General features: G+C 41.3%; 7 protein-coding genes. 5 read left to right on the top strand and 2 right to left on the bottom strand.

Annotation, left to right across the window (positions count from 1 at the left end; genetic code table 11):
• The first annotated feature begins 2 nt into the window (after positions 1 to 2).
• From pstA to AACW45_RS37295, 5 genes are all read left to right on the top strand, one after another.
• Entirely contained in the window at positions 3 to 929 is a 927-nt protein-coding gene (gene pstA, locus AACW45_RS37275; protein WP_190630791.1) for a phosphate ABC transporter permease PstA, read from the top strand.
• Complete coding sequence (gene pstB / locus AACW45_RS37280; RefSeq protein ID WP_190630794.1) at positions 923 to 1,726, top strand: phosphate ABC transporter ATP-binding protein PstB; 804 nt, start codon at positions 923 to 925, stop codon at positions 1,724 to 1,726. Before pstA ends, pstB begins: the two co-directional genes overlap by 7 nt.
• Positions 1,727 to 2,309: 583 nt before the next feature.
• Entirely contained in the window at positions 2,310 to 5,081 is a 2,772-nt protein-coding gene (locus AACW45_RS37285; protein ID WP_190630796.1) for a hybrid sensor histidine kinase/response regulator, read from the top strand.
• Positions 5,082 to 5,142: 61 nt separating this feature from the next.
• Complete coding sequence (locus AACW45_RS37290) at positions 5,143 to 6,429, top strand: sensor histidine kinase (RefSeq protein WP_190630799.1); 1,287 nt, start codon at positions 5,143 to 5,145, stop codon at positions 6,427 to 6,429.
• A 164-nt stretch (positions 6,430 to 6,593) separates the two neighbouring features.
• The gene (locus AACW45_RS37295) at positions 6,594 to 8,102 is read left to right on the top strand and encodes a UbiD family decarboxylase (protein WP_190630801.1); all 1,509 of its coding nucleotides are present in this window, start codon (positions 6,594 to 6,596) and stop codon (positions 8,100 to 8,102) included.
• Between the two features lie 245 nt (positions 8,103 to 8,347).
• Here AACW45_RS37295 and AACW45_RS37300 read toward each other — a convergent pair whose 3' ends face one another.
• A complete protein-coding gene (locus tag AACW45_RS37300; protein ID WP_190630804.1) occupies positions 8,348 to 11,506 on the bottom strand; it encodes a two-partner secretion domain-containing protein in 3,159 nt (1,052 codons plus the stop codon).
• 224 nt (positions 11,507 to 11,730) lie between these two features.
• Entirely contained in the window at positions 11,731 to 12,807 is a 1,077-nt protein-coding gene (locus AACW45_RS37305) for a PIN/TRAM domain-containing protein (protein ID WP_190550036.1), read from the bottom strand.
• Positions 12,808 to 13,010: the final 203 nt, after the last annotated feature.

Raw genomic sequence — 13,010 nt, forward strand, 5'->3', positions numbered from 1 at the left:
TTATGGCGACCACTCAAAATATGCGGCATATCCGCGCTGTTATCAACCGCAATAAGCTATCTGAATATATTTTTGGTATTGTTGGTTTGTTGTCAATGTTGGTGGGAATTATTACTTTATTCGCATTAATATTTGACTTATTTAGTGATGGATTGCCGCGACTTTCTTGGGAATTTTTCACTTCATTTCCTAGCCGGAGGGCAGCAAATGCGGGGATTCTTTCGGCTTGGGTAGGCTCGATTTTAGTCATGCTAGTGACGGCATCAGCAGCAATTCCTATTGGGATAGCGTCAGGAATTTATTTAGAAGAATATGCCCGCAAAAATTGGCTGGCTGATTTTATCGAAATTAATGTCACTAATTTAGCTGGCGTTCCTTCAATAATTTATGGTCTTTTAGCTCTGGGTTTATTTGTTTATGGCTTAAATTTAGGCTCTAGTATAGTCACGGCAGGATTAACATTAGCGCTTTTAGTTTTACCTGTGGTTATTGTCACCACTCGTGAATCTTTACGGGCAATTCCTAATAGTATTCGCGAAGCTGCTTATGCTACTGGCGCTTCTAAATGGCAAATGATTTGGGATCATGTTTTACCTTATGCAACTGGTAGCATTCTCACAGGAATTATTGTCGCTTTAGCGCGGGCGATTGGGGAAACTGCACCGCTTATAACTATTGGCGCACTAAATTTTATTGCCTTTCTCCCAGATTCACCAATTAAAAGTGAATTTCCGTTTATTTCTTTGGCTTGGTTATCATCAGCTTTTACTGTAATCCCAATTCAAATGTTTGATTGGGTATCTCGTCCGCAAGAAGCATTTCAAGCGAATGCTGCTGCTGCTGGGATTGTGTTGATAACCATGACTTTGGCTATGAATGCTGTAGCTATTTATCTCCGCTATCGTTTACGCAAAACAATCAAATGGTAGAAAAAACATCTTCAACTGTAGAAACTGTAGAGAAGCCGATTAAGGCTGCGGTTAATTATCTGAATTTTTACTATGCTGGTAAAGTCCACGCTTTGAAAGATATTAATCTCCCTATTGCTGAGAAACAAGTAACAGCATTAATTGGCCCTTCGGGATGTGGTAAAACTACTTTGTTACGTTGTTTCAATCGGATGCATGACCTTTATCCGGGAAATCGTTATCGGGGAGAAATTAATTTAGCACCGGATGGGATTAATTTGTTAAGTAATAAAGTCGATCCCATTGAAGTGCGAATGCGGATTAGTATGGTATTTCAAAGACCGAATCCTTTTCCGAAATCGATTTATGAAAATGTGGCTTACGGTTTGCGGGTAAGAGGTGAAAAAAAACGCCGGGTTATTGATGAGAAAGTTGAAAAGGCTCTGCGCGGTGCTGCTTTGTGGGATGAAGTTAAAGATAGATTGGGGGATTTAGCTTCTAATCTTTCTGGCGGTCAACAACAGAGGCTTTGTATTGCTCGTGCTTTAGCAACTGAGCCAGAGATTGTTTTATTTGATGAGCCTACATCGGCTTTAGATCCAATCGCTACTTCTAGTATTGAAGAATTAATTGCCCAACTCAAGCAAACGGTAACAATTTTAATTGTTACTCACAATATGCAGCAAGCAGCCCGTGTTTCTGACTATACGGCGTTTATGTATTTGGGTGAGTTGGTGGAATTTGACAGGACAGAGGCGATTTTTAATTACCCAGCAAATCAAAAAACCGCAGACTATGTTGGTGGATTATTTGGTTAAGTAGGTTTTTAAACGCAAAGGAGCGCGGAGGTTAGCGCAAAGTTTCGCGGAGTATTGTCTAAGTCTATTCGCTATGAATGGATGAAATGGTGTATTGAGGAAAATCGCTACTCCGTTAAATTTCTGTTAAGTTCAATGTAGCCTAATTTACTTGCAAAATTTACAAATAGATAAACCCAGCAGGGGTCAAATAGTTAGACCGCCTGCCAGGGTTGTGTTTTATATTCTGGCCATGTTTGATCTGGTTAACGCTTATTTGTAATAAATAATGCTTTATCCTTATTTAGGTTAACCAAATTGTGTGGTATTGGTAGTTAAGAAAAGTAAAGAAATCGGTTAAGTTGTTGTTAAAAAATATTTACGCTGGAAAAAGAATTTTCTCAAGATTTAGGTAATTAATTTTCAGGAATTTGTAGTCAGGACAAAACCTGTGGATAAATTCACCCACTAAAGTGTTGATGGCGAAAAAACAAGCGCAAATTGTGTTAATGCGGGTAATTTTTGGGGAATTATCTTAGTTAAGGCTAGCGATAAATTCAAAGCTGTGCCACTAGCTGACAACCTGAAGCCAAATTTCTCATTTATGAACACCCGCCCATTATCGAATAAATTCCCCGTATTACCATTACAACTTGTGCTGATTGTTCCCTTTGTGGCGCAAGTGTTTGGTGCAGTCGGGTTGGTGGGATATTTGTCCTTCAAAAATGGAGAAAAAGCGGTTCAGGAATTAGCAGAACAGTTAATGAAGCGAACCAGCAGTCAGGTAGATAATCATTTAGATGCCTATCTATCGGTTCCCCATAAAGTTGCTCAGATTAATGCGGATGCAGTGCGCCTGGGATTGTTGAATGTAGGCGTAGGCGCAGCCAGCCGTAGGCATCGCCAAACTGTTGGTAAGTACTTTTGGCAGCAAATGCAGGCTTATGACTTCACCTATATTGGTCTGTATCTTCCTAATGGGGAAGCTGCTGGCGCTGCTCGTTACGATGGCAAAACTGTCACTATTGATGATATTGCCCCGAAAACACCCAGCCTAGAGAAAAATAACACAACTTACTTAACGGATAACGATGGTAACCGTACTCAAATTTTATCCACGGTTACTTGGGATAGTCTTAACGAACCGACATACACCGCACCAGCGAAAGCGGGAAAGCCTACTTGGTCTCGTATCTTCACTTACTACGATCCAGCTTTTCCGCCCTATGTTGCAGCATCGGCAGGTACTCCAGTTTATGATGCCAGCAAAAAGCTGATTGCTGTGGTAGGGGTTGATATTCATCTATTGAAACTCAGCGAATTTTTGCGAACTTTAGATATCAGTCGTGCTGGAAAAGTGTTAATTATGGAGCGCGATGGCATGTTAGTAGCTAATTCCGCTCCCGAAGAACCTTTTAATTTAGTCAATAATGAAATTAAGCGCCTCAAAGCTATAGAAAGCACCAATCCAGTTGTGCGAGGGATTGCCCAGAAGCTACAACAAAGTATTCCTAACCTCAAAACTATTACCAATATCAAAAAACTCAAGGTCAATGTTCAAGGAGAAAAATATCATGTCTACATTGATCCTTGGCGCGATGAATATGGTTTGGATTGGTTGGTTGTCACCAGCATTCCCGAAAGTAGCTTTATGGCACAAATCAACGCCAACACGCAAACTAGCATTCTGCTGTGTTTTGGGGCGCTGGTAGTCGCCACTGGGATTGGAATTTTGACTTCTCGTTGGGTTGTAAATCCTATCCTACGCCTGAATCAGGCCAGTCAAGCAATGGCAGGTGGCGATTTAGATCAGACAGTTGCCGAAGGAAATATCCAAGAACTGAATACTCTGGCTCATTCTTTTAACTATATGGTAGGGCAACTGCGGGAATCTTTCACAGCTTTAGAAAAAAGTAACACCGAGCTAGAAAACCGGGTGGAAGAACGTACCGCCGAATTACAACAAGCTAAGGAAGTTGCGGAAGCTGCAAACCACAGCAAGAGCAAATTTCTGGCAAATATGAACCACGAATTGCGAACCCCCCTAAACGGTATCCTTGGCTATGCCCAAATTCTCCAACGCGATCCTGCAACTACCGAAAAGCAACAAAAGGGATTGAGCGTGATTCATCAATGCGGTTTTCACCTGTTGACGCTGATTAATGACATTCTCGATTTATCGAAGCTGGAAGTACAGAAGATGGATCTCTATCCCCAAGATTTCCATTTAGCAAACTTCCTGACAACTACTGTGGAAATCTGCCGCATTAAAGCAGAGCAAAAGGGCGTAGGGTTTGATTACCAGCTGGCTGATAATTTACCGATCGCAGTTTATGCTGATGATAAACGCTTACGGCAGGTATTGCTGAACTTACTCAGTAATGCGGTGAAATTTACTGATTTTGGCAGTGTGATATTTAGGGTTGAGGCAGTAGGGAAAGGGGAAACCGCAAATTGTACAAAAATCCGCTTTCAAGTAGAGGATACGGGTATTGGGGTAGCAGCAGAAAAATTAGCAGCGATATTTTTACCCTTTGAACAAGCCGGAAAACGCGATCGCAATATTGAAGGTACCGGTTTAGGTTTAGCAATCAGTCAGCAAATTGTGCAAATGATGGGCGGCACAATTCAAGTTAAGAGTATTCTCGGTAAAGGTAGTACTTTTTGGTTTGAAATTGATTTACCTACAGCCGCCGATTGGCTTGCTCAGTCTGAGACTAACCATCACAAGTTAATCGGCTATCAAGGAGAACGACGCAAAATTTTGGTGATTGACGATTACCGGGAAAATCGTGCTGTGGTAATTGGGATGTTGGAACCTCTAGGTTTCAAGCTAGCCCAAGCAGATAACGGACAGACTGGATTTGACAAAGCTATCGAGATCCGCCCCGATTTGATTATTACCGATGTCATGATGTCAAACATGAATGGGCTAGAAATGACTCGCCGCCTACGCCAACTGCCAGATTTTGCTAATACACCAATTATCGCTTCTCCTGCCAGCTTATCTCAAGTGGATATGCAACAGACGATGGATGCAGGCTGTAGTAGCTTTTTTCCCAAGCCGATTGAGTTTACTGGACTGTTGGCTGAGTTGCAACGCCATTTACAGTTGCAATGGATTTATGAAACTCCACCACAGACGGTTGAAAATACAACTATTGATGACAAGCCAGATTGGATAGTACCAACAGCAGCAGAACTCACCGCTATCTATCAAGCAGCCCAGGACGGCTTTATGGCTGACATCCAGCAAGAAGCCAACCGCCTCAAACAACTCAATCCTCAGTATGCGCCCTTCGCTAACAAGCTGCTAGATCTGTGTCAGAAATTTGATGATGAGGGAATAATTAATTTGCTACAGCCTTATATGTAATTATACTTAATAAGCTTAATTATGCAATTTTCTATTTTTCATTGTTCTAAGGAGTTCATCCATGTCAGTTGAAACTACTGCCCGTACCGGAACTATTTTAGTAGTGGATGATAATCCTACCAATATTCAAGTTTTGTTTGATATATTAAGCGAAATTGGCTACCGAGTAGCGATCGCTAAAAGTGGAGAAGCAGCCCTCCAACGTCTACAATCTTACCAGCCAGACCTGATTTTACTAGATGTGATGATGCCGGGAATTGATGGATTTGAAACCTGTCAACGCCTCAAAGCCGAAGCAAATACCCGCGACATCCCGGTAATTTTTATGACCGCCCTTTCCGATACTGTAGATAAAGTCAAAGGATTGAGTTTAGGTGCAGTAGATTATATTACCAAGCCCATCCAACATGAAGAAGCATTAGCCAGAATTCGCGTACATTTACAACTGCACAATTCTCAAAAAATTCTCGAACAACGTACCAGTCAACTTTCGCAAGCGCTAGAAAATTTAAAACAAACACAGGTACATTTAGTACAAAGTGAAAAAATGTCCTCCCTTGGTCAATTAGTTGCAGGTTTAGCCCATGAAATCAATAATCCCATCAACTTTATTTATGGTAACCTCAAGCCGGCTGAAGAATATATCCAGGATTTGATTACCTTTATCTCCTTATATGAGGAATGTCATCCCCAACCCCATCCGAAAATTCAAGCTTGGATGGAAGAAGTAGATGTGGATTATTTAGCAGAAGACTTGCCGAAGTTACTTAATTCTCTCAAACTGGGGAGCGATCGCATTCGCGAACTCGTGATTTCTCTACGAAATTTCTCACGTTTAGACGAAAGCGAATCCAAACCGGTTGATATACATTCAGGTATCGACAGCACTTTATTGATTTTGCAACATCGCCTGAAAGCTAGCCCCAATCATCCCAAAATTCAAATTATCAAAGATTATGGACAACTACCAATGGTGGAATGTTACCCCAGCCAACTCAATCAAGCGATCATGAATCTTCTGAGTAATGCCATTGATGCGCTGGAAGAATCTACCGCTAACACCACACCACAAATTACCATTCGCACCTTTGCTACCAATGATAACTGGATTGCGATCGCGATCGCGGATAATGGCATCGGTATCAGTGAGGAAATTCGTTCTCAACTCTTCGATCCCTTTTTCACCACCAAACCCATAGGTAAAGGTACTGGATTAGGATTATCTATCAGCTATCAAATTATTACCCAGAAACACAACGGCAAAATTGATTGTTATTCCACTCCTGGGCAAGGGACTGAGTTTATCGTGCAGATTCCCGTGCGACAGGATATGTGTAAAATTGCTTAGGGTCAATGGTCAACAGTCAATAGTCAATAGTCAACAGTCAACAGTCAACAGTCAACAGTCATTTGTCCTCCTTGTCTCCCTGCCCCCTGCCCCTTCCCTTCTGCCTTTCTTGATAAGATAAGAGAACGCTTCACAGTTCTTAACTATTCAGCTTTACTAAAACAATGGCGAGAGATTTGCGGGGATTTATCAAAATTCTGGAAGAAAGAGGGCAATTAAAGCGAATTTCTGCTTTAGTGGACTCAGATTTAGAGATTGCGGAGATTTCTAACCGGATGCTGCAACAAGGCGGGCCGGGCTTACTGTTTGAAAACGTCAAAGGCGCATCCTTCCCGGTGGCGGTGAATTTGATGGGAACTGTGGAAAGGATTTGCTGGGCGATGAATATGCAGCAGCCAGAAGAGTTAGAAACTCTGGGTAAAAAGCTGAGTATGCTGCAACAACCCAAACCACCGAAGAAGATTTCCCAAGCCATCGATTTTGGTAAGGTGTTGTTTGATGTCCTCAAAGCTAAACCAGGAAGAGACTTTTTCCCCTCCTGTCAGCAAGTGGTAATACAAGGGGACGATTTAGATTTAACTAAGTTGCCTTTGATACGTCCATATCCGGGTGACGCTGGCAAGATTATCACTTTAGGGCTAGTAATTACCAAGGATTGCGAGACTGGTACGCCTAATGTAGGGGTGTATCGTTTACAACTGCAATCTAAAAATACCATGACCGTACATTGGTTATCGGTGCGGGGTGGGGCGAGACATTTACGCAAAGCCGCAGAACGGGGTAAAAAATTAGAAATTGCGATCGCACTTGGTGTAGATCCTTTAATTATTATGGCAGCCGCTACACCCATACCTGTAGATTTATCAGAATGGCTATTTGCTGGGCTGTATGGCGGTTCTGGGGTGCAGTTGGCTAAATGCAAAACCGTAGATTTGGAAGTTCCCGCCGACTCAGAATTTGTCTTAGAAGGGACAATTACACCAGGGGAAGTATTACCCGATGGCCCCTTTGGCGATCATATGGGCTATTACGGCGGTGTGGAAGATTCGCCCTTAATTCGCTTTCAATGCATGACACACCGCAAAAATCCGATTTACTTAACAACATTTAGCGGTCGTCCACCCAAAGAAGAAGCTATGATGGCGATCGCGCTCAATCGGATTTATACCCCAATTTTACGCCAACAAGTCTCAGAAATTGTCGATTTCTTCCTACCAATGGAAGCTTTGAGTTACAAAGCGGCGATTATTTCCATTGATAAAGCATATCCCGGACAAGCACGACGCGCTGCATTAGCGTTTTGGAGTGCTTTACCCCAATTTACATACACCAAGTTTGTGATTGTGGTCGATAAAGATATAAATATTCGCGATCCCCGTCAAGTTGTGTGGGCAATTAGTTCTAAAGTTGACCCCACCAGGGATGTATTTATCTTACCAAATACACCCTTTGACACCTTAGATTTTGCCAGCGAGAAAATAGGTTTAGGCGGACGCATGGGAATTGATGCTACCACCAAAATTCCCCCAGAAACCGACCACGAATGGGGCGCGCCACTAGAATCAGATTCCGATGTCGCCGCGATGGTTGATAGACGCTGGGCTGAGTATGGGTTAGCAGATTTGCAATTAGGCGAAGTTGATCCAAATTTGTTTGGCTACGACATGAAGTGATCCGTTTTCGTAGGGGCGGGGTTTCCCCGCCCTTATGTGGGTTTCCCCGCCCTTATGTGGGTTTCCCCGCCCTTATGTGGGTTTCCCCGCCCTTATGTGGGTTTCCCCGCCCTTGTGAGGGTTTCCCCGCCCTTGTGAGGGTTTCCGCCCTTGTGAGGGTTTCCCCGCCCTTGTGAGGGTTTCCCCGCCCTTATGTGGGTTTCCCCGCCCTTGTGTGGGTTTCCCCGCCCCCATAATTACCAACATCACGAACCAGCACAATAGGGTGCAGCCTGTTGAGATGTTACATAAGTCACATCAAGCGCTTGTTTAACTAATTCCACCGTGCCATTAGCATTAACTATCCACCCTTGCGCCTCAACTATTCGAGTAGCGTTATCATGATTTTCGGGTAAATTTGCTTTGTTAATTCCCCTGGCTGCTTCTATACCATTATTGCCAGTAGCTACAGCAAAATTACGGAAATCATGCCAAGAATTTTGACTGTTGAGGATGTGAGTAGGATTTTGTGGTAATCCATCTCTCCCTGTAATCACAAATTGATTGTCGCGGTTGCGCTTACAACTAGCAACTACTTGCTGAGAAACATCAATTAAATCTTGCGGTAATTCTTGAATACTAATTTTATTATCTGCATCTGGGTTAGTTACAGTTACAACCCCATCAACGCCAAATTGCGAACTCGCATCAATTTCACTATCGGGAGTTAAAAATATTCCATTAGTGGAAATAAAAATATTACCACCATTTCCCAAAACAGCATTAGCGCGGATATCACTATTATTTGCACCGACAACAAACCGGGAATTAATAAAAATATCACCACCACCCCCTGTACTGTCGGTAACGCTACTACTAATTAAACTATTGTTACGTAATAACAGTAAATTACTATTCAGCCTAATTGAACCACCACCCGATTGAGTGGAAGTAGCGATAACTTGACTTTCATCGGTGCGAATTCGGTTAGCATCAATAAAGATATCACCAGCTAAACCTGAACCAATACTACTAGTACTAATAAATGCGCCGCTATTTAATTCCAACAAATTAGTATTAGCGCGAATTGTACCGCCATTCGCAGTACCTCTAGTTTCGGCAGTAATGGCACTACCATTACTAGCCATAATTGACGATTGAATATTCAGTTGAATATTACCACCGCCACCTTTCCAAGTTGATGCATTAATACTACTGGGGATTTCTGAATTATTATTCAACATTTCTAACCAGATAGCATTAATTTGAATATCACCTGCTGCACCATCTCCTGGCAGAATATTTGGATGACGACTGCGATAATTACTTGCAGCAATAGTTGCGCCATTAGCGATAGTTATTTTTTCAGTATTAATAGTTAATTTCCCACCATTTCCCTGACTAATAACCTGGCTATTAGAGGTATTGCTAGCATTACTAAATATGCCACTACTAGCGCTCGATATAAAACCATCTAAACTAATATCTTTTGCATGAATAATCAATTCTCCAGCGTCACCTTTACCAAAAGTACTAGTGGCAATTTGTCCAGCATCTTTTAAAGATAGAGTATCGGTATTAATCGTTAATTTACCACCATTACCCGTACCGTTAGTCTGAACATCAGCCGCAATAGCTGTCGGTAATGTATTACCTTCTTTACCCTGAATTTCTATATTTTTAGCATCAATTTCTATCTGCCCAGCATTCCCTGAACCGTTAGTTTTAGAAACTATAGCACCACCATCAAATAACTTTAAATTTGCTGTTTCAACTCTTAGCAGTCCACCATTACCTGTGGCATTTTCTTCAACATTGCTAAATAATCCACTAGCAAATTTTCCGGGAACTGTGCCGCTAATTTCTATATTGTTAGCAATAACTTCTATTTTACCTGCATTCCCACCCAGATTAGTATTATTCCCAATCTGCGCCCCATCTTTTACTGCTAAATTATCGGTTTTTAAATAAATATTACCACCATCTCCATTAGAGTAAGTTGTCGCTAATAAAACACTAGCAAATTCATCAAAAGCAGCACCGATTAGTTGAGTTTTTTTGGCAGTAATATTAATATCGCCACCCTTACCGCTACCAAACCAACTAGTAGTTGAAATTTGTGCGCCATCACTAATTAAGAGATTTTCAGTAACAACATTAACTTTGCCAGCATCGCCACTACCAGAATCAGTATTAGCAAATATCCCACTAGGCCCTAAAGGCCCGCCAAAAATTAGTTCTATATCGCTAGCTTGAATATTAACTGTACCGCCAGTTCCGAAGCCAAAGGTACTGCTACTAACTTGTCCGCCATCTGTAGCAATTAATTTGTTAGTAGTAATATCAATGATGCCACCATTGCCTGTTGCGCCTGTAGAAACATCAGTAGAGATAATAGTAGATAATCCTGAATCAGGATTAGAGCCATTTACCTTTAGTGATTCTCTGGCATTAATCTGGATCGCACCTCCATTTAAACTGCCTTCGGTATAGGCTAAAATTGCCGAGCCATCAGTTACATTTACGTTTTTACTAATTACTTGAACATTACCGCTTCCTGCTCCACTAACATCAATAGAAGCGGATTGAGTCAAGTTAATATCTAGAAAATTATTCACACCTGTGTAACTTAAAGATAAACCAGAATTGGTGGAATTAATAGTAACTAAACTATCTTTAACAGCACCAATTTCTACTCTACCTTGAGCGGCAGTCACATTACCACCCACGAGAGAAACTTCACCGCCGACTAATGCTAAGGTTTGCCCAGATGGTACCGCTATTCCTACAGGTCTATTCTTTCTAGAAGTGGCATAAAATTCATCAAGAAATAGTTTATTACCATCTCCATTGACGATAATTGCACCGGGATTTGCGCCATATTGTAAACCTATAGGAGTATTAATAGTTAATAAAGGTGCTGCTTGGGGATTAACTGCACTATAAATACTCCCATCAGCAAATTTAATACTATCAGCAGTGCTAGCAACAAAGGAACCACCAATATTTAAAGCGGCGTTAGCACCAAAAACAATACCATTGGGGTTAATTAAAAATAAATTTGCAGTACCATTAGCCCGAATTAAACCATTAATATCCGAAATAGAACCACCAGTAACACGACTAATAATATTAGAGACATCTACATCATTTTTAAACCAAGCTGTGGTGTCTTTGAGGACAGAAAACTGTGTAAAACTATGAAATAAGTTACTACCTGATTTGGTTCCGCCTGTAATTTCCGTGGTATTACCGACAGTAGCCGTTGTTGATGGGGAAGCGATTGTATTGTCAGGAATAATTTGGGCAGAGGCTAAGGTTGGAGTTAGACAAACTGAAGATAAAATACAAAATAAAAGAATTTTGAATTTAGGATTGTTTACTATCCAGAGATTGTTATTAAAATTTTCTGCCTGATTATTCATAGATCTGAATTAAATCTCTTCCCAAGAATGATAGTGTTATAGTGCCCATAACCGATGTTTAAATAACATCCTCATAGGGAAGCCGGGTTTTTAAATCTTGTAAATGCCATAACTACAAATAACCCCAACTTTTAATCAAAGCTGGGGTTATGAATTTAATCAACAATCGGTGCAGATAACCTACACCGATGGCTAATACGCTTAAATTAAACATTCTATTGTCTTTATGCCAATGCTGAAGCCTGTGGTTTTGCAAAAATCATGCGTCCGGCTGTAGTTTGCAAAGCACTGGTGACTACAACTCGCAGTTCTCCACCTACATAACTACTACCTTCTTCTACGACAACCATTGTGCCATCATCAAGGTAGCCGATTCCTTGGCTGGGTTCTTTTCCTTCTTTGAGAATTTTTAAATCTAGGTTATCGCCAGGTAAGTAGGTAGGACGAACCGCGTTAACTAAATCGTTGACATTCAATACGGGGACTTTTTGCACGCTAGCAACTTTCGATAAATTGTAATCGTTAGTCAGCAGCGTGGCGTTAATTTCTTGGGCAAATCGTACCAGCTTGGCATCGACTGTGGAAATATCTTCGTAATCTGCTGGGTTAATGAGAATGCGATCGGGATAAGCTTCTTTAATGCGGTTGAGAATTTCTAATCCTCTTCTTCCCCTTACCCGCTTTTGGTCTTTACTCGCATCGGCTACTTGTTGCAATTCTTGCAACACAAACTGCGGGACAATAATTTGTCCTTCTAAAAAGCCGGTTTCTAAAAGTGCTTCAATCCGACCATCAATAATACAACTCGTGTCTAAAACTTTCGTATTGGCGGGTTTGAGAGTTCCTTCCGCTACCATAGTTTCTACGGTGTTGGGATTAATAAATCGCAACAAACCTCGCCCGTGGGTATCAGCCAAATTCATCCCAGTCACAGACAGGATAATACTGCCGACAACTGCAACTAAAGGCTTAATAAAACTAAAATCTGGGGGGATAGGTAGCAAAAATAGCGGAGCTATCATGAGGTTGGCTAATAATAGCCCAATTACCAAACCGATCGCCCGCGTTAGAATTACTTCCAGAGGCATTTCTTTGACTTGTGCTTCTAAGCGACGGTAGGTAGTTTGGAAACTCAGCCCCACTGCACCGCCAATAATAGCGGCAAAAACGGCAACAACTAAGCGTAAAGCTTCTATGTTTGTTACTCGGTCTAGCGAACCATTGGGTAGTAGTTCAATGCTATAGAACCCGATCCCCGATGCTGCTAGGATAAATGAGAGAATAATAATTGCATCTAGCATGGTTTTTTGGTTTTTCCTGCAACTGTATTAACCGAAAGAGTTTAAGTATTTTTTATTTCATCTGCAAATGAGATTGATAAATGTTTACTTAACTCTAGGGGTTTAAGCAGGCAATATCTGCAAATATTATAACGAAATAGTTTTACCTTCATATTCTTAATTGTTTTGTTGTAAAACGATAAAACTTGTAAATAAACTACTAA

The organism is Calothrix sp. FACHB-168 (genome assembly GCF_963889195.1).
GTDB lineage: Bacteria > Cyanobacteriota > Cyanobacteriia > Cyanobacteriales > Nostocaceae > Aulosira > Aulosira anomala_A.